Genomic DNA, 16,274 nt, shown 5'->3' with positions numbered 1-16,274 from the left:
GGTTATCTCCCGATTGCCATCCAGTAAAGGTTGAAGCCGCCCGATCCGCTCATCCAGACGCTGAAACCGGTTTTCCGCGATAAATCATCCGCGACAACCCCAAAATCAACGTTGGTTTTTTCGCCGCTTAGATCTACCGAGGCATCCATCCACGACAGCTGGATGTTGTCGCAGGAAGCTGGAAACGCAATGGGAAAACTGACCTTTGTCCGGTAGTTTCCGACGTTGAATCCGATGATGCCGAACTGGACAATACGCCCGCCCGGCAGACGGAAGTAATTCGCCCCGCCTTCAAAGGCGCTCATGTCCGGTATTTGCCCGGATCCGGTGCCGGTGTTTTTCAGCGCAGCGTTTCCCAGCTGCAGGAAGTCACGCAGCGCGGTCACGCTTTTTCCGCTCAGGCTGCTCAGGGTGTTGTCCAGCGGCTGCTTACCTGCCAGCGCATTGGTCATCGTGGCGGCAAAGTTCGGATCGCCGCCGAGCGCAGCGGCCAGCTCGTTAAGCGTGTCCAGTGCCGCCGGTGATGAGTCAACCAGCTTTGCCAGCGCGGCCATAACAAACGCCGTGGTCGCAATCTGCGTGGTGCTGTCACCGGCTGCCGGGGTCGGGGCTTTAGGCGTGCCGCTCAGAACCGGGTCTTTCTTAGGGGCATACTGTGAATGCGGATCAGCGGCGGCGAGGTGCTTTGCCATAAGGCCGTCAGCGTAAGCGCGCACCTCAATGGCCGCGTTATCCACATACTGGCGCGTAGCCAGAATCACCGAGGGGTCAATTTTGATGGTCACCGCGTCCGTGCTGCTCACAATCAGGATCATGCGGATAACCTGCGTGCGGCCGGAACCTTCTGCCAGTTTAGGCTTATAGGTTTCGGCGCAGTTCGCCACCGCAATAAGCTCTCCGGCATCGTCATAGAGGCCGATTTCCCGAATCCACCACCCGCCCTCATCTTCGGGGATGACCTGCTCGGCAATAATCTGGCTGGCGTTTACAGGGTCGATGATCAGCGAGTTGACCGCTGCGCGGCGAACCTCGCGCACCAGACGTGTCTGCGTGGCGTCAGGCGTGGGAAGCACGCCGCCACCGTCGCCAACGCCCATATGCGTGATTTTCAGCTGCGTTCCCAGCGCGGCGGCCTGCGCCAGTTTGGCCTGCCCGCGCAGGGTAAGCAGGGCGTAAAATTTTGCTGCCATGTTAAACCCTCAGTATGTCTGTTAAATGAAGTGTCGCACCCGTCACCGCACTGCCGCCGGTTTCAATAACTTCCGGCGTGTAGGGGTAAACCGTCATGATTTCGCCCACGTAAGCCCCGGCACCCGTCATCACCGTGCCGTTGCTCTGCAGGTTGATACTCATTCCCAGCATGTGACGGCTGCAGGGCTTGGCATCGCTGATAAGCCGCTCAAGCTCCTGATAGGTTTCCTCGGTAATACCCTGTTCCTGCACGCCAATATCCAGGCGAAACGTGCCGGGCGCTTCGCCGGTTTTCCACCACTCCAGCACACGGATCAGGAAGCCAAACGGCTCCACCACTCGGCGCACGGCAGTGATGGTGCCTTTATGCTGATGGATGTAAAAGGCATCCATCACCACGCGGCGTTTAACGGTTTCTGTCCAGGCCTCGTCCCAGCGGTCCACCGAAAATGACCAGGCAAGGTAAGGCAGAAACCACACCGGACAGGCGGCAGGGTTCCACAGGTCGCGCAGCGGGACGTCCAGCCCGCTTATGCCGCTGCACGCCTCTGCAAGCCTGCGCTCAAGCGCCGAGGATGCGGGCGGCAACAGGCTCTGGCTCATCCTTTGCCCCCGTTATCGCAGGCAACGGTAACAGCTACCGCCGTGCAGTTGCCCGCCTGCGTGCGGTTCAGAATGATGTCCTGCGCCGGTTCGGTGATTTCCACCCAGTCCACGCCCGCCACGCGCAACACCGCCCCGTAAGACTCGCGGCGCACGCTGCGGCCCAGCTTTTTCTGGTCAGTCAGGTAGGCATCCATTGCGGCCTGCGCTGCCTCCAGGCACGGGCCTGCGGCCACGCCGTCAAACAGGTGCAGCGTGGCTTTTACCTGATAATCAAATATCGCGGCCGCCTGCACCGTTACGCGGTCTGCCACCGGGCGCACTTCCTCGGCATTTAACGCAACATTCACTGCGTTCAGTAAATCATCCGTTGCCGCCCCGCTGTTGTCCCGGCTCAGTACCGTGATCAGCACCTCCGCCGGTGCCGGACTCGTTGCCGACACGTCAGACACGCGCCCGTCGGCACTCTTGGCGTAAAACTCATACGCCGCCGTCGGCCCGGCCACGCTCAGCCCCTCAAAGGCACCCGGCACGCGCAGGCGTAAATCGTCGTCGGACTCCATCACCGCCGCCACGGGCGGCACGGCGTCGGGGTTAGCCGGGCTGATGGTCAGGCGTTTAACGTTGTTGTTAGCCGCCAGCTGATCCAGATCGGTGCCGAGCGCATAGGCCACCATGACCGCCTGCGCCGCCTCGTTGATGCGCTGGCGCAGCAGGATTTCGCGGTAGACGTTTTCCTGCAGGCACTTGACCAGCGGATCGGATTCCAGCGCCAGCACGCTGCGCATGGCGGCCTGTTCGTCAGCCGGATACAGCGCAATCAGGTTCTCTTTACGTTCGGCCAGCAGCGTTTCAAAGTCCGGCACCTCAATGACTTCCGGCGCGGGAAGCTGCGATAAATCAATCACTGCCACGGTTCACCCCCGTTGGTATGGTCATTGCCAGCGGCGAACCGTCGGCACGCTGTGCGTTTATCTCAACGACCATCGAACCGTCATAAGCCGTTGTGTAATTCACTGAAATCAGCCGGATGCGCGGCTCCCAGCGGCTCAGTGCGGTGTAGGTTGCCGCCATGACCTGCATACGGGTGACGCCGTTCTGCGGCTGATCGATGAGTGCGGAAAGCATGGAGCCGTATTCACGACGCGCCAGTCGGCTGCCCTCCGGGGTCATCAGAATGTCGCTGACGCTCTGGCGAATATGATCGATATCGGTAATCGCTTTGCCGGTGTCACGGTTCATGCCGAGATACATCACGCCGGGCCTCCTGATGTGTCATTGCCGTACTTCACGCCACCGTGTTTATGGGTATGCACCACGACGCCGTTAGAACTCATATCACCGCCGCCCTGTGTGACTGCGCCGTTAATGGCCGTTTCACTGTTGAGGGTTGTTTTACCGGCCTCAACGCCGAATGCCTCAGTCAGCAGCTGAATGCCGTCCGCCGCTTCGATGCGCACGCTTTTGATGTTCTTTATCAGCAGCTGGCCGGTTGCCGGTTCGTACTGAAAAAATCCGCCGTCGCTGTACTGTGTGGCGCTGCCGTTCTCTGAATTCGCAGGCGGCGGGAATGCATCGGAATAGATGGCGGGCAGCGCAAAGGCGCTTTCAAGATTGCCGCCCATGCTCAGCAATATGACCTGTTCGCCAACGGTGGGCTGCCACCATGTGCGCGTATTACCGGCGCGCAGGGTGAGCCAGTTGATCCAGTTGGTTTCGAGGTCGCCCGTTTTCACCCGGCACAGCCAGTTAACCGGATCAACTTCGGACACGGTGCCGGTGCGGATCAGGTTGGTGATAAGGCGCATGATTTCGGTAAATTTTTCGTTCATGGCGTGAGACTGACACTTTTTCATGATTAAAGTCAGCGTGTGCTATTGTTTAGTTTTTCACACAATGGAATGGAAATACGCCATATGATCTTTTCTGCGAGGCATTTAATAGAGTTACCGTACGTGATGAATTTGGAAGACGGCCACTATGACTTCCTCTATGAAAATTCAATCTTAAGAGTATTTGTCAACAACGACTTATATGCATTAACTACAATGGCAAACTCTTGCCAATTCACCAGCGCCATTAGCACTAAAGAAATATTAAAACCTCATTTAAATGATTCATTCTCTCTAGTTAAAACCCGAACAATACTAAGCTTTTACACCATATACGAAACAGATGAGATTCTGGAAGCATCCAAAGAAGAATTGAGGGATTCAATGCGCTCATCGATGCATCATGGTGGTGACTATCCATCAGAAGATGATGGAGAAAAAGCCTTAAAATCCCTTAACGAAACTGAATTACAGAAACTCAAGGAGAGCATAAGTATAAAAAAAACGGCTGAAAAAATTTTCCCACCTACATTGGCTCTTTCAAGCATTGAATTATTCAATCATTTTATTCGCACCTATAGCATACATTTCAATGACCTTTTCGCAGAAGAAATATCCCTTTACCAAGTCGGTGCCAGTTTAACTAATGGGGTGTTGGTTCAGCTTTTTTTTAACGATGAGCATATTACTTCAATTCCTGTTCTCGGCCTCGTCCCTCCTATTTTCCGCAGCCCATTATTCACACACAACCAAGACCAAACATCAGAATTCAAAAATAAACTTCTACAAGTGGACGCTGTAAATAAATCCTCATTACTCCTTATAAGAGCTAAGCACTTAAAAACAAGAAACATGTACCGTTCTGCTACACTTGAGGCTTCAGCCTCAATAGAAAATTACGTGAGAATTAAGCTTGAAAAGCAAATGGCAAAAAAAAATCTTACTGAAGAAAAAATTAGCCTAACTCTTTCAACCAATAAAAGCTTTGAAGTTAGATGCAAAAAATTATTTGCTGAAAATTTTTCCAAGTCAATCCCTGACATTGCACCTTTAGAGTGGCAAAAAGTCAAAGAAGATAGAGACACAATAAGACATAAAACCGCGCACACATCCTACGAACCTAGTGAGAACGAAGTAAGTGCAATGATTACAAATATTGAAAGCTTGATGACAAAGGTTAACGCTTTTACAGATAAAAACGAAAATACTAATTAGCCAGCCAGCGAAACAGAATATCGCTGACCGTGGTTTCCGTTTCCCCGTTTGTACCCAGCAGCGGGCGCTCTGCGTATTTCACCATAATGCCTCGCTTACTCACCCGATCACGCAGGCCGTAATGGTGAACGCGGGCCAGACGCTGCACGGCAGGAATGAAAGCCACCTCGGTACTGTCGCCGGTTGCCTTTGTTTTCAGGTACTTTGCGGTTTTCAGCTTCACAAACATCTTGCGCTTTATTCGCCCCGGCTTTGTTCTGGCCGATACGCGGCGCGGTTCCCATGCGCTGCCGTCGGGCGCACGCTGTGCCGTCATGTTGGCCTGCTGAATCCGCCGCACGTCGCGTGCCACCTCGCGCAGCATCTTTTTGCGCTCTGCCGGTTCCAGCTTTGCCAGCAGCGCATCCAGCCAGGCGTCAACCTCGTGCAGATTATCCACGTTTCACCGTCCAGGCTTCCTCTGGCTCGTCCGGCTCCGGCATGGCTCTGACCTCGGTCACGCCGCTGACTTCCTCGGCAATAACACGCTCTGTCAGCTTTAAATTAATGCTGATGTCACACGCACCGTTGCCGAGAATATCCACTTCAAACGTGCACAGCTGGTCGCGCTCGTTGGGATTCTGCAGCGCATCAGGCTGGTTGGTACGCAGCCAGTACATTACGGCCGCCATCAGCAGATTTTGATCGCCGGTGAAGTCCGTAATGATGACGTTAAGCGTATAGCGGTATTCCCACGACACGGACGTGGCACTGGTGGCAACCAGCGCGCCTCTGTCAACAAACAGGTGCAGCCTGTCGGGGTTCTCCTGCAGGTAAGCAACAGCGCTATTCAGGGCTTCGCGTAAGGACTGCGGCTTGTTCATCGTCTTTATCCTGGCAGGTTACTATGGTGTCCACCTTGTCGGCGCAGGCCGCCCAGGCAGTTTCTGTTTCATCCAGCAGGGCCAGTAAATCGCCGTTAGTGCGCGCCGCTGACGGCCCCAGCTGGCACCGGGTTATTTTGGGACAGCCACTCACGGTAAGATTCACCTCCGGTGATGGCCGGTCGCTGGCGCAGCCGGATAACAGCATCAGGCAGAGGGGCATCACTCCAGCGGCGAAGGGCGTCATTTTCACGTTTCAGATCCTCAATCTGGCGCTGCCGCTGGCGCAGCAGTGCGTTGTTTTTCTCAGCCGCCGCATACAGCTGCGTCTGTGCAAGGTTACTGCTCTGTACCATGATGTTGACCGCCATCAGCTGGCTGTTTTTCTGGCTCAGCTTTTTATCCTTTGCGGCCAGCTCTGCCACCTGCGTGCCGATAGTCCTGTTTGCGCTGTGCAACTGCCACGACAGCAGCCCGGCGGTCACCAGCAGCATGACAAAGCAGGTCACCACAACGGCGCGCATCATGATGCCGCCCCTTTCAGGCACCAGCTCAGCTCCCGCCCGCGCCGGTTATCCAGCCCCTGATTAAATACGCCTTTCACGTACACCCATCGTGGCAGCTGATGACAGGCATCGCGCCACCGGCTGGCCCTGATGAGTTTCACCATGGTTGATCCGCACACGTTGCCGGTGCCAACGTTAAACGCCAGCGACACCAGCGCGTCATAAACCTGCTGCGGCATGGAAACCGCCACGCAGCGCGCCAGTGCCGCCTCAACACGTAACACGTTGGTGATAAACGTCCCGGCGGCCTGCCGCTCGGTGATACTTTTGCCGGGTACAACGCCCTGTGTGTTGCCGATGCCGTCGGTCCACACGCCCGCATCGCACAGGTATGGCTTAAGGCGGCAGCCCTCATAATCGGCAATCAGTTTCAGCCCCTCAACCGAGGTATGCAGCTGCTGAAAGCCCGGCAGTGTGGCGGCGATGGCCAGCACCGCGCCGACGGCGCAGCGTTTAACGGTTTGCAGATTCATAATCCTCCCGTGTGATGCGCCCGCTTGCCAGTAACTGGTAGGTTTTGTGCTTGTAGTACCAGCTGATTAGCGCCATGCCGATGCCGATAATCAGCCCGGCCCACGTTGAAACGTCCTTAACCGATAAGTCGCCCAGCCATGCCATAAACACGGCCATCGACCAGGTAATAAACGTGCTGATTCTTTCCCACATGATTCAGTCCCATAGCTGCACGGTCTGCGCCGTGGCTGCGGGCGCAACGTCCGGCAGCTCGACCTCTAAACCGTGGGGTAAGGTGGGGCCGTATTCCGCCAGCCCCGGATTGGCCTGTAACACACGCTCGCACAGCCCCTGCGTGCGCCCGTAGTGACGCCAGCAAAGTGCGTCCACCGTGTCATACTGCTGCGCACGCACTTTCATCAGATAAGCTCAACGGTTACGTGCGGCAGATCCTGCACGCGGCTGATGGCCCAGCGCGCATCGCGCCATAAATCGCCGCTGGCATCGTCCAGCGTCTCGCCGCGCTTCGCGCCGGATGCGGTGGCGTCAAAGTCGCTGTAACGCTCGTTAAGTACCGCACGCGTCCAGCACCAGACGGCGTTTTCATAGTGGTGCAGGCGCACGCTCTTTCCGGCCAGCGGCTCAGCCGGTACGTCGGCCAGCCCGTTGTAACCTGCCATTTCCTGCCGTTCCCGCCACGGGTAAAGCTCGGCGTTCACCTCTGACATGGCGGTCAGCACCACCTGCTTAAGCCGCTCCTGCGTCAAGGTGCCGTCAACGCGCATCGCGCTGCGAAACTTAGCCAAATCCAGATCCGGCCAGAATGAATTGTTCGGGATAATGACCGGCGCAACCGGTGACTGCTCTGGCGCTGTAAACTGCATCCTTACTACTCCTGAATAGGTGGGCGGTGGACGGGGTTTTGATGCGGCGCTGCCTGTCGCCACCCCGTGCCGCCCCGCGCGTGGGCACGTTCGGTTATCAGCTGTCTTTGCGGAGTTTCCGCTCCAATTGCTCAATGTCTTTTTTCACCCCGCACTTTTCGTCCAGCTGCAGGGCGTGCTTAAGGTGATTCAGCGCGGATACCGGGTTGCTTTCGGTCTGCACCCAGCCGATGGATTTATGCAGGCGGGCACGCGACTGATCCGGCATGTCTTCCCCGTCCACCGCGTCCAGCGTCTGCAGCAGCAGGTCAGCGTCAAACGGGGTTCCGGCTAGCATGGCGGCCTTTGCGGCGTCGGCCATTTCCTCGGTCAGCACGGTGGCGGTGTTGCGCTTGCCGACCGGCATTACCCAGCCATGTTTGAGGGCATGACGGCCAATGGTCAGCGCTCCGGCATAATCACCGGCATCGATACGCCACAGCATGACGTACATGATCACGTCGTCCTGCTGCGCCCCGTCGGCGCTCAGCACGCCCTCTGCCCAGGCGGCATATTTCGGCAGCACCTCAACCTTAATCTGCGCCTTGGTGACAGTGGACTGAGTGCCCTTGAGGCGGCGGCGGTCTTCGTTAAGCTGCAGCAGCATCAGGTCATAGCCTTTCGCATGGCGGCCATTGCCGCCCGTGCGGGCGGCCTCCTGTCCCTGAATGAAGCGCGTGTGCGCGCGGAAAGGATTGGTCACGGTTTACGCTCCTGCGTTGCCGGTGCCGTTGTCAACGCCAGTGCTGGCGTCAGATTCGGCCTGCGCCGTACCCGATTCGCTCATGGCCTTGACCACGCTTGCCGCAACGGAGGCAATGCGTGCGATTTCGGCGTCGCTCATCTGGCCCGCTTCCGGCTCTGGCTCCTGCTCCAGCATTTCGATGTTTTCAATCAGGCAGGTGCAGTCATAGTCCTCGACCACATACGCCTCGTTGACCGATTCAAGGTTTTCAACGCGATCCCGTTTCGGGTTGTCGATGATGGAGCGGCGGCGGGTGTCGTCCTGGACATAAATCGACAGGTTATCAAGGCGCGTAATCAGCATGGCATCAGCCGGGAAGAACGGCGCACGCACCGCAGGCAGGCCACCGATGCGCTTCTGGCTGATAATCAAATCAGCGGCCAGCGCTTCGGTGTTGGGCTGGTCTTTGTTGACGATCGGGAAATACTTGTCGGCCAGCAGCTGGCGGCCGCAAATCACAACCAGCTCGGTGTCATCCTGATACTGCACGGCAATTTTTTCCGTTACGGCACCCATTACCACTGCGTCCAGATTGCGGAAAAGCCCCGTTTTACCAATGGTAATTTTATCGGCGATAACTTTTCCGTTGCTGTCGATATGCTGGCCGACCACCTGCGATGGTTTCTCCTGGCGGATTTTCTCAAGCCAGCCGATGTTGACGTCCTGCAGCAGCGGGTTCTGTACGCGGTTGGAGGTTTTCTCACGCTTGAGGCCGTTAAAGCCGATCATGATGCGGTCAAGCGCCTGGCGTTTCACAATCATGTCGCGGATACGCACCTGAAAGTCGGAAAACTTCGCCCACATGTCCAGCTTCGCGTAAGGCAGCGCCGTGTCAAAGTTGGTCTGCGTGCATTTATAACCTTCGCCGTCGATGTAGGTGGGATCGGTAGGCTCGCGCTCTTTCTGCGTGGTGTCGGTTGTACCGGCAATCGTGCCGCCGATCCCCAGCCCCAGACGTTCACCGCTCTGCTCAGGCACCGGCACAATGTTGATGCGCGTCAGAAAGTCAGATGACTCCTGAATTTTGGTTTCCAGCGTCTGCGCGACGGATGGCTCAACGGTAAACTTGCTGTTGAGAGCCGACAGGTTGATGTTGTTGATTTCCGCCAGTACCGACATATAGGCGTTTAACTTAAAGCGGGTGTTGTTTTTCATCGTTTCGTGTTCTCTGTTCGTTAAGAGGATTGGCCGCGCCTGCATCAGCAGTCGGTGCGCACGTCCTGGCTGTTACTGTTGCCGTTACCGGGCGTACGCGGGCGGAAGTCCTGCCGCCCGTCTTCACGGCTCAGCTGTGCCTGCAGCTGGCTGAAATCCGCCTGCAGCTGCTCACGGGCTGCAGCTTCTGCGCTCAGCTGCACCTGCAGGCTGCTGGCCTGCTCGCTCAGGGCGGTTTCGATGCGCTGGCTGAATGCCTGCTGCTCGGTGGCGACCAGCTCGACGGCCCTGTGAACGTCGCTGAAACGGGCGTCATCAGACTTCTGTTTGTTGCTGAAAAGCGCGGACACGCGGCTGAAAAGGGACGGTTTTTCGTCGGCCACGTCCTCAAACTCGATCACGGTTTCGGTGGCGGCGGTAAACAGGTTGTCAGGATGCTGCTTGCGGTTTGCCAGCGGATTAGCGCCCGCACTGGCGCTGAACTGCAGCATTTCGGTGCCGAGGCTGGCCGGATCGTCGGTCACCGCAAGGCCAATCAGATACGCCTCGCCGGTGTCGGCGAACTCCGGGCGAATCTCCATTGAGGTGAAAAGCTTCTGCATGTTGCCGGTCATCGTGACCAGCTCATCCGTCGGGTTAATCACCGCGTACAGGCCCAGCTTGCCTTTCAGCAGGCCGTCGCTGATTTCTTCGGTGTCCAGCGCATCGACCACACCGAAACGGCGAAACGCGCTGTCAGGCGTGTAACCCTTGATGTGCTCCATATTGATCACGGCGGTGTAGACAGCCGGATCGTAATTGGCCGCCATCTGTTCCAGCCAGCTGCGCTCGATGGTGCGCCCGTCCGTGGTGGCACCTTCCACCCCGATGCGGAAACGCTTTGCTTTCTTTGCCATTGTCCAGGCTCCGGTTAGATAAAAACTCTGTGAGTCCCTATGTTTGCGGCGACGGGGGAACTGAAACAACGCGGCGACGTTGTACCGTAATTCACACAATCACGGGCGGCAGAAAAGGAAACGGGCGGGCCGTATTTTGGGGCCATGACAACGACAATCGCCCCCGCAGACCTCGATCCCCGCAGACAGGCTTTGCTGCTGTACTTTCAGGGATACCGCATCGCCCGCATTGCTGAAATGCTGGGAGAGAAACCCGCAACCGTTCACAGCTGGAAGAAGCGCGACAGGTGGGGCGATTATGGCCCGCTTGATCAGATGCAGCTCACCACCGCCGCGCGCTACTGTCAGCTGGTCATGAAAGAGGTGAAGGAAGGAAAGGACTACAAAGAAATTGACCTGCTGGCCCGGCAGTCAGAGCGCCATGCGCGCATCGGGAAATTTAACAACGGCGGCAACGAGGCGGATCTAAACCCCAATGTCGAAAACCGCAACAGAGGCCCGCGCAAGCCGCCTGAAAAAAACGTGTTCAGCGACGCGCAGATCGAAAAGCTGCAGGACATCTTTCACAGCACGATGTTCGGCTACCAGCGCCAGTGGTGGGAAGCGGGCAATAAATACGCCGTCCGCAACCTGCTGAAATCGCGCCAGATTGGGGCGACGTTCTTTTTTGCCCGCGAGGCGCTGCTGGATGCGCTTACCACCGGACGCAACCAGATTTTTCTCTCGGCCAGCAAGGCGCAGGCGCACGTCTTCAAGCAGTACATCGTGGAGTTTGCCCGCGAGGCCGACGTAGACCTGAAAGGCGACCCGATGACGCTGGCTAACGGCGCGTGCCTGTACTTCCTCGGCACCAACGCCCGCACGGCGCAGAGTTATCACGGCAACCTGTACCTGGACGAATATTTCTGGATACCGAAATTTCAGGAACTGCAGAAAGTCGCTTCAGGCATGGCGCTGCACAAGAAGTGGCGCGAAACCTACTTTTCCACGCCGTCCAGCCTCACGCACAGCGCCTATCCGTTCTGGTCTGGCGCACAGTTCAACAAGGGCCGCGCCAAGGCCGACCGCGTTGACATTGATTTAAGTCACGCATCACTTGCCGCCGGCCGCCTGTGTGCCGACGGCCAGTTCCGCCAGATTGTGACCGTTGAGGATGCCGTGCGCGGCGGCTGTGACCTGTTCGACCTGGAGCAGCTGCGCACACGCTACAGCCCCGAGGACTACCAGAACCTGCTGATGTGCGTGTTTATGGATGACCTCGCCTCGGTGTTCCAGCTTGCCATGCTGCAGAAATGCATGGTGGACAGCTGGGAAGTGTGGGACGACTTCGAAGCGCTGGCGCTGCGCCCGTTCGGCTGGAAAGAGGTCTGGATTGGGTACGATCCGGCGAAGGGTACGCAGCACGGCGACAGCGCGGGCTGTGTGGTGATTGCCCCTCCAGCCGTGCCGGGCGGCAAGTTCCGCATCCTTGAGCGGCACCAGTGGCGCGGGATGGATTTCCGCGCGCAGGCCGACGCCATTAAAACCCTTACGCAGCAGTACAACGTGACCTACATCGGCATCGACTCGACCGGCGTCGGTCTCGGCGTCTATGAGAACGTGAAAGCCTTTTTTCCGCAGGTTAAAGAGTTTGTCTATAACCCGACGGTGAAAAATGCCCTGGTCTTAAAAGCCTACGACACCATCAGCAGCGGGCGCATGGAGTTTGACGCCAGCCACCTCGATATCGCGCAGTCGTTTATGTCCATACGCAAGGCCACCACGGCCAGCGGCAACCGTCCGACCTATGAAACCAGCCGCAGCGAGGAAGTCAGCCACGGCGATTTAGCCTGGGCGACCATGCACGCGCTGGCAAATGAGCCGCTTCAGGGACAGGCGGCACACACGCAGAACATTGTGGAGATGTATTGATGAGCAGACGCAGGAACCGCACGCGCACTCAGCCCGTGCAGCAGCCGGAACAGATGACCAGCACAGCCGCCTCGGAGGCGTTTACCTTTGGCGACCCGATCCCGGTACTCGACCGGCGCGAACTGCTGGACTACGTGGAGTGCGTCATCAATGACCGCTGGTATGAGCCGCCCGTAAGCGTTGACGGGCTGGCGCGCACGTTCCGCGCCGCCGTGCATCACAGTTCGCCCATCAGTGTTAAGTGCAACATTCTGGCGAGTACCTTTATCCCGCACCCGCTTTTGAGCCAGCAGGCTTTTACCCGCTTCGCAATGGATTATCTGATTTTTGGTAATGCGTACCTGGAGAAAAGAACCAGCCGCCTCGGCACCACGCTGAAACTGGAGCCTTCACTTGCCAAATACACACGGCGCGGGCTCGACCTGGACACCTACTGGTATGCGCATTACGGCCTTAACTCCGAGCCGTATGAATTTACAAAAGGGAGCGTGTTTCACCTGATGGAGCCGGACATCAATCAGGAAATCTACGGCGTGCCGGGCTACCTGTCGGCCATTCCGTCCGCGCTGCTGAATGAGTCGGCCACGCTGTTTCGCCGCAAGTATTACATTAACGGCAGTCATGCGGGTTTTATCATGTACATGACTGACCCGGCGCAGAGCCAGCAGGACGTTGACAACATCCGCAGCGCCATGAAAAGCGCAAAAGGCCCAGGCAACTTCCGCAACCTGTTTATGTACAGCCCGAACGGAAAGAAAGACGGCATTCAGATCATCCCGCTGTCAGAAGTGGCGGCAAAGGATGAGTTTCTGAATATCAAAAACGTGAGCCGTGATGACATGCTGGCCGTGCATCGCGTACCGCCGCAGTTGATGGGGATAATTCCGAACAATACAGGCGGGTTTGGTGATATTGAAAAAGCCAGCATGGTATTCGTACGAAATGAACTTATTCCACTACAAGAGCGCATTAAAGAATTGAATGTATGGATGGGAGAAGAAATAATATCTTTTAATAAATATGAACTATAGCGATGAAGACGCCCTAAGGCGTCTTCCATTATATACCAAACTTACTTAAACGCAGAGCATTAAGCTTGCTTTGAGAGGCAATTTTACGCAAAGCCTTCTCGACATTATTAATAATTTTTATTTGTCTACCAGAACTATTACTGGAACCTCGATACTTTAAACAAGCCGCAATATTCTGAGTTATATCTACCCCAGAAAGATTTATGAAATAATTATAAAAATCTTCTTCCGTAGCTTCTGACAAAACAATTTCATCTTCTTCCCTCCACCCACTTCGGTTTACCATTCTATCGACAACATCAGCAACACTCATTCTGGGGATGATTTTCTCGTAAACAATCTTAAATCTAGACTTTATCTTTTCATCAAAATCAGTGACCGAATTTTCAAAACTATTGACATTAAAAAGTTCAACCTCGCCCCCTCTGACGTCAATGTACTTATCAATTAGATAACAAGCTCTTTCGTCACCTAGTTCATTGAATAAACGCACTATGCTGTTCAAGTTACCCGGCGTCATTAAATTAATACCATTCAAAAATGACGCGTATAATTTTGTTTTTATTTCTGCTTCAGTCTTTGAGAAGTCGTGATGAAAATCATCCCAAGCGCTTTGATAATCTTTTAGACTCTTATCATTTAATGCTTTTTTATTAACATCCTGCACAGCTGCTTCGAACTCAAGCCTATCTATATATCCCTTCCTCACCAATTTAGCAAGTTGCTTATCCAGGCCATCAAAATTAGTAAAATTATAACTTAAAAGTATATTTCTCCAAAGCTTATGATTAGAACCGCCATCTTTTTTACCCATGAAAATATAATCTTTAACTTTCTCAATAAATTCTAGTGTTGGGATTTTCGTGTCGTTTTTCGAACTGTAATATGACCAGCAAAACAAAGTAGTAGACATTAGCAGTTGGCTTTTTATTTTCTCTTCTGCCTTTTCAAAAAAACCAAAAACCATATCAACATACTTCCTTATCTTTAGAAGAATTCTTATATTTATAATTTTTAATTCTGTAGTGTACTTTATTATTTCGTGATGATATGTTTTGCTACCATCGAAAGCTATGTTGGCACTTTCTTCCGGAGTCGGCGAGAAATCCAGCTCCATGTCCATTACTTTTTCTTTATGCTTTTCATAATCTTCTGTAGTTTCAGTGCCATCATTAAGAAGTAGTATAATCTTACACTTCTTTTTCTCTTTCAAATGTGAAACCAGACCCAGAACATCTTTTAGATCAAGACCAGCCCCTCTTCTTTCCAGGTCATCAATACAAATTAAAGTATTATTAATTGACATAAACGAGAAGGTTTCAACCGCAGGTGCTGCAGATTTTATAAAAGGTACATCCCTAAATTTTCTTAAGGATCCCCTACCCAGTTTTTCAAGCATATTGAACGCATTAGCACGGTATGTTTCAAAACTAGGCTCACCTCCGCCAGAGACATAATCAATTGAATTTTCAAATATTAAATTCTTAAGGTTTTCCATTGAGGACACACCAAATAATGAAACATAGGAATATCTTTTACAAGAAATCATTTTTTCCTTTCTTGCTTCAGCAAGATATCCCTCCCAAGCGTACGTTTTACCCACCCCCCACTCACCTTTAATTGCTACAACCGAAGGAGATGAGTCAGATATAAATTTCAGCAACTGCTCTCTAATTATTCTCAAAGCCATAATTACTCCATTTAAATACACACACCAGAAGTTGATAATTGCCAATACATATTTTAAACACTTACAACTACAGAAGGTTTCTCATCTTAAGATAATTTAAAAGCAAGATACACCGCTAATAATAGCCTAACCCTGCTCAATTCCAGCATGCCAAAATCACATTAATTATTATCAACCCAGCGACCCGCACGGGCTGAATCAATAAGCATCTGAATAGTTAAAATATGTTTTGGCTCTTCTCTGCTTTCAGGGAAGTACCTACTAAAATCAATCTCATTGGGTTTGATAGAAAACTTTTCCGCAAACTTTTCTAAAAGCTCATAGGCATCATTGGGATCCATACGAAAATCACCGTTTAACTCAGTTTGATGATTTAAAGGATGGCGCTTAAAAGTGAATAAGCTTTGCGCGTTATAATCTTCTACAAGCTCAAACACAGACTTTTCTATGACTTCTACCATATTTCATCACCACTAAGTGCAATCCTGTTGTAGCGTACCATCGACTCATAGCTAATCTGAGCCACATCGACTGCAAGTATAGCCCAACCAAATACCGGGACGGTGCGACCAACGAATGTGCCGAGCTTGTGAGTCATATATGTTCGAACAATGAAGGGATTACTTTTGTCCTGGATAAACGTAGGCAACCTCAATGGAAGCCTGTAATCCTGTAGTAACCTACGGGCAAACTTTGAGGCAACGCTAGTGTCTGGTTTAGCGCCACCCAACTTACCTCGCACCGGGATGGCATTATCTCCGGCATATATAGCAGCAGCAGCTATGACATCCTTTCCACCTGTAAAATGCTCGGTTGTTACATCAATCATAATCCAGAAGAAAAGCTCACCGGCTGAAAGATTAGCGAGGCCACCGTAGAAGTAGGTCCCGTTAAGCTGTTCCGTTGTATCCATACACACACTCCACCGTCACAAAATGATTAAACATTAACCACAACGGCTTACGATTTCTAGTGTGACACAGTATACCTCAACCTCATCCAGGCGAATGATATCCATTGGCCTCGCTTGACCTAACCCGATAGTAAATCGGACGGCAGCGGACTGAAAATTGGGATGCATTCTTATAGGCTAAACATGTTGGCGCGCGCTCGTAGCCCCGCCACGCCTGCCCGCTTTATGTAGTGGTTTTCATGCACCTGCATGACCTATGAAAAAGCCCACCAATATTGGCGGGCCAG

At 53.7% G+C, this 16,274-nt stretch carries 22 protein-coding genes; 3 read left to right on the top strand and 19 right to left on the bottom strand.

The window, feature by feature from the left end; genetic code table 11:
* Window positions 1-2: 2 nt before the first annotated feature.
* Genes C7434_RS14990 through C7434_RS14970 form a run of 5 tightly spaced genes read right to left on the bottom strand, consistent with a single transcriptional unit; the run spans window position 3 to window position 3,626 of the window.
* A complete protein-coding gene (locus tag C7434_RS14990) occupies window positions 3-1,190 on the bottom strand; it encodes a phage tail protein (protein WP_133745609.1) in 1,188 nt (395 codons plus the stop codon).
* 1 nt (window position 1,191) lies between these two features.
* Window positions 1,192-1,794: a phage tail protein I gene (locus C7434_RS14985; protein WP_133745608.1), complete on the bottom strand. Its 603-nt coding sequence runs from the start codon at window positions 1,792-1,794 to the stop codon at window positions 1,192-1,194.
* Complete coding sequence (locus C7434_RS14980) at window positions 1,791-2,708, bottom strand: baseplate J/gp47 family protein (protein ID WP_133745607.1); 918 nt, start codon at window positions 2,706-2,708, stop codon at window positions 1,791-1,793. The genes C7434_RS14985 and C7434_RS14980 overlap by 4 nt, the downstream gene beginning before the upstream one ends.
* A complete protein-coding gene (locus C7434_RS14975) occupies window positions 2,695-3,048 on the bottom strand; it encodes a GPW/gp25 family protein (RefSeq protein ID WP_133745669.1) in 354 nt (117 codons plus the stop codon). The genes C7434_RS14980 and C7434_RS14975 overlap by 14 nt, the downstream gene beginning before the upstream one ends.
* Window positions 3,048-3,626 (bottom strand): phage baseplate assembly protein V, encoded by a 579-nt coding sequence (locus C7434_RS14970; RefSeq protein WP_133745668.1) that lies wholly within the window; start codon window positions 3,624-3,626, stop codon window positions 3,048-3,050. Before C7434_RS14970 ends, C7434_RS14975 begins: the two co-directional genes overlap by 1 nt.
* A gap of 123 nt (window positions 3,627-3,749) precedes the next feature.
* On the opposite strand from C7434_RS14970, the gene C7434_RS14965 reads away from it, so the two are divergent.
* Entirely contained in the window at window positions 3,750-4,841 is a 1,092-nt protein-coding gene (locus tag C7434_RS14965) for a hypothetical protein (RefSeq protein ID WP_133745606.1), read from the top strand.
* Here C7434_RS14965 and C7434_RS14960 read toward each other — a convergent pair.
* The 11 genes from C7434_RS14960 to C7434_RS14910 all read right to left on the bottom strand — a co-directional run bounded on the left by C7434_RS14960 (window position 4,834) and on the right by C7434_RS14910 (window position 10,442).
* On the bottom strand, window positions 4,834-5,280 hold the full coding sequence (locus C7434_RS14960) for a phage virion morphogenesis protein (RefSeq protein WP_133745605.1): 447 nt from the start codon (window positions 5,278-5,280) through the stop codon (window positions 4,834-4,836). The genes C7434_RS14965 and C7434_RS14960 overlap by 8 nt on opposite strands.
* Window positions 5,273-5,704, bottom strand: coding sequence for a phage tail protein (locus tag C7434_RS14955; RefSeq protein WP_133745604.1), 432 nt, complete (start codon window positions 5,702-5,704; stop codon window positions 5,273-5,275). The genes C7434_RS14960 and C7434_RS14955 overlap by 8 nt, the downstream gene beginning before the upstream one ends.
* A complete protein-coding gene (gene lysC, locus C7434_RS22215; RefSeq protein WP_232374217.1) occupies window positions 5,667-5,912 on the bottom strand; it encodes an Rz1-like lysis system protein LysC in 246 nt (81 codons plus the stop codon). Before lysC ends, C7434_RS14955 begins: the two co-directional genes overlap by 38 nt.
* Window positions 5,800-6,231, bottom strand: coding sequence for an Rz-like lysis system protein LysB (lysB, locus tag C7434_RS14945; protein WP_133745602.1), 432 nt, complete (start codon window positions 6,229-6,231; stop codon window positions 5,800-5,802). Before lysB ends, lysC begins: the two co-directional genes overlap by 113 nt.
* Window positions 6,228-6,743, bottom strand: coding sequence for a lysozyme (locus C7434_RS14940; protein ID WP_133745601.1), 516 nt, complete (start codon window positions 6,741-6,743; stop codon window positions 6,228-6,230). The genes lysB and C7434_RS14940 overlap by 4 nt, the downstream gene beginning before the upstream one ends.
* Window positions 6,724-6,936 (bottom strand): HP1 family phage holin, encoded by a 213-nt coding sequence (locus C7434_RS14935; RefSeq protein WP_013027023.1) that lies wholly within the window; start codon window positions 6,934-6,936, stop codon window positions 6,724-6,726. Before C7434_RS14935 ends, C7434_RS14940 begins: the two co-directional genes overlap by 20 nt.
* Window positions 6,937-6,939: 3 nt before the next feature.
* Window positions 6,940-7,143, bottom strand: coding sequence for a tail protein X (locus C7434_RS14930; protein ID WP_133745600.1), 204 nt, complete (start codon window positions 7,141-7,143; stop codon window positions 6,940-6,942).
* Complete coding sequence (locus C7434_RS14925) at window positions 7,143-7,607, bottom strand: head completion/stabilization protein (protein WP_133745599.1); 465 nt, start codon at window positions 7,605-7,607, stop codon at window positions 7,143-7,145. Before C7434_RS14925 ends, C7434_RS14930 begins: the two co-directional genes overlap by 1 nt.
* A gap of 97 nt (window positions 7,608-7,704) precedes the next feature.
* The gene (gene gpM / locus C7434_RS14920) at window positions 7,705-8,349 is read right to left on the bottom strand and encodes a phage terminase small subunit (protein WP_133745598.1); all 645 of its coding nucleotides are present in this window, start codon (window positions 8,347-8,349) and stop codon (window positions 7,705-7,707) included.
* A gap of 3 nt (window positions 8,350-8,352) precedes the next feature.
* Window positions 8,353-9,546: a phage major capsid protein, P2 family gene (locus C7434_RS14915; RefSeq protein ID WP_133745597.1), complete on the bottom strand. Its 1,194-nt coding sequence runs from the start codon at window positions 9,544-9,546 to the stop codon at window positions 8,353-8,355.
* A gap of 44 nt (window positions 9,547-9,590) precedes the next feature.
* Window positions 9,591-10,442 (bottom strand): GPO family capsid scaffolding protein, encoded by an 852-nt coding sequence (locus tag C7434_RS14910; RefSeq protein WP_104933724.1) that lies wholly within the window; start codon window positions 10,440-10,442, stop codon window positions 9,591-9,593.
* Window positions 10,443-10,586: 144 nt separating this feature from the next.
* Between C7434_RS14910 and C7434_RS14905 the strand changes: the two genes are divergently transcribed.
* Both C7434_RS14905 and C7434_RS14900 read left to right on the top strand, forming a co-directional pair.
* Complete coding sequence (locus C7434_RS14905; RefSeq protein ID WP_133745596.1) at window positions 10,587-12,353, top strand: terminase ATPase subunit family protein; 1,767 nt, start codon at window positions 10,587-10,589, stop codon at window positions 12,351-12,353.
* The gene (locus tag C7434_RS14900; protein ID WP_133745595.1) at window positions 12,353-13,384 is read left to right on the top strand and encodes a phage portal protein; all 1,032 of its coding nucleotides are present in this window, start codon (window positions 12,353-12,355) and stop codon (window positions 13,382-13,384) included. Before C7434_RS14905 ends, C7434_RS14900 begins: the two co-directional genes overlap by 1 nt.
* A 28-nt stretch (window positions 13,385-13,412) precedes the next feature.
* Here the strand turns inward: C7434_RS14900 and C7434_RS14895 are convergent, their stop codons facing one another.
* From C7434_RS14895 to C7434_RS14885, 3 genes are all read right to left on the bottom strand, one after another.
* Window positions 13,413-15,074: a P-loop NTPase fold protein gene (locus tag C7434_RS14895; RefSeq protein WP_226374568.1), complete on the bottom strand. Its 1,662-nt coding sequence runs from the start codon at window positions 15,072-15,074 to the stop codon at window positions 13,413-13,415.
* Window positions 15,075-15,235: 161 nt separating this feature from the next.
* The gene (locus C7434_RS14890) at window positions 15,236-15,535 is read right to left on the bottom strand and encodes a DUF1493 family protein (RefSeq protein ID WP_133745594.1); all 300 of its coding nucleotides are present in this window, start codon (window positions 15,533-15,535) and stop codon (window positions 15,236-15,238) included.
* A complete protein-coding gene (locus tag C7434_RS14885) occupies window positions 15,529-15,987 on the bottom strand; it encodes an STM2901 family protein (protein WP_133745593.1) in 459 nt (152 codons plus the stop codon). The genes C7434_RS14890 and C7434_RS14885 overlap by 7 nt, the downstream gene beginning before the upstream one ends.
* Window positions 15,988-16,274: the final 287 nt, after the last annotated feature.

The organism is Pantoea sp. PNA 14-12, assembly GCF_004364735.1.
Taxonomy (GTDB): Bacteria; Pseudomonadota; Gammaproteobacteria; order Enterobacterales; family Enterobacteriaceae; genus Pantoea; species Pantoea stewartii.
This window is presented reverse-complemented; position numbering and strand designations above follow the sequence as displayed.

What these genes read in the sequence shown, in the direction of transcription:
- C7434_RS14990 (WP_133745609.1), bottom strand. Translation starts at nt 1,190, where the DNA reads ATGGCAGCAAAATTTTACGCCCTGCTTACCCTGCGCGGGCAGGCCAAA.
- C7434_RS14985 (WP_133745608.1), bottom strand. Translation starts at nt 1,794, where the DNA reads ATGAGCCAGAGCCTGTTGCCGCCCGCATCCTCGGCGCTTGAGCGCAGG.
- C7434_RS14975 (WP_133745669.1), bottom strand. Translation starts at nt 3,048, where the DNA reads ATGTATCTCGGCATGAACCGTGACACCGGCAAAGCGATTACCGATATC.
- C7434_RS14970 (WP_133745668.1), bottom strand. Translation starts at nt 3,626, where the DNA reads ATGAACGAAAAATTTACCGAAATCATGCGCCTTATCACCAACCTGATC.
- C7434_RS14955 (WP_133745604.1), bottom strand. Translation starts at nt 5,704, where the DNA reads ATGAACAAGCCGCAGTCCTTACGCGAAGCCCTGAATAGCGCTGTTGCT.
- lysC (WP_232374217.1), bottom strand. Translation starts at nt 5,912, where the DNA reads ATGCTGTTATCCGGCTGCGCCAGCGACCGGCCATCACCGGAGGTGAAT.
- lysB (WP_133745602.1), bottom strand. Translation starts at nt 6,231, where the DNA reads ATGATGCGCGCCGTTGTGGTGACCTGCTTTGTCATGCTGCTGGTGACC.
- C7434_RS14940 (WP_133745601.1), bottom strand. Translation starts at nt 6,743, where the DNA reads ATGAATCTGCAAACCGTTAAACGCTGCGCCGTCGGCGCGGTGCTGGCC.
- C7434_RS14935 (WP_013027023.1), bottom strand. Translation starts at nt 6,936, where the DNA reads ATGTGGGAAAGAATCAGCACGTTTATTACCTGGTCGATGGCCGTGTTT.
- C7434_RS14930 (WP_133745600.1), bottom strand. Translation starts at nt 7,143, where the DNA reads ATGAAAGTGCGTGCGCAGCAGTATGACACGGTGGACGCACTTTGCTGG.
- C7434_RS14925 (WP_133745599.1), bottom strand. Translation starts at nt 7,607, where the DNA reads ATGCAGTTTACAGCGCCAGAGCAGTCACCGGTTGCGCCGGTCATTATC.
- C7434_RS14915 (WP_133745597.1), bottom strand. Translation starts at nt 9,546, where the DNA reads ATGAAAAACAACACCCGCTTTAAGTTAAACGCCTATATGTCGGTACTG.
- C7434_RS14910 (WP_104933724.1), bottom strand. Translation starts at nt 10,442, where the DNA reads ATGGCAAAGAAAGCAAAGCGTTTCCGCATCGGGGTGGAAGGTGCCACC.
- C7434_RS14905 (WP_133745596.1), top strand. Translation starts at nt 10,587, where the DNA reads ATGACAACGACAATCGCCCCCGCAGACCTCGATCCCCGCAGACAGGCT.
- C7434_RS14900 (WP_133745595.1), top strand. Translation starts at nt 12,353, where the DNA reads ATGAGCAGACGCAGGAACCGCACGCGCACTCAGCCCGTGCAGCAGCCG.
- C7434_RS14895 (WP_226374568.1), bottom strand. Translation starts at nt 15,074, where the DNA reads ATGGCTTTGAGAATAATTAGAGAGCAGTTGCTGAAATTTATATCTGAC.
- C7434_RS14890 (WP_133745594.1), bottom strand. Translation starts at nt 15,535, where the DNA reads ATGGTAGAAGTCATAGAAAAGTCTGTGTTTGAGCTTGTAGAAGATTAT.
- C7434_RS14885 (WP_133745593.1), bottom strand. Translation starts at nt 15,987, where the DNA reads ATGGATACAACGGAACAGCTTAACGGGACCTACTTCTACGGTGGCCTC.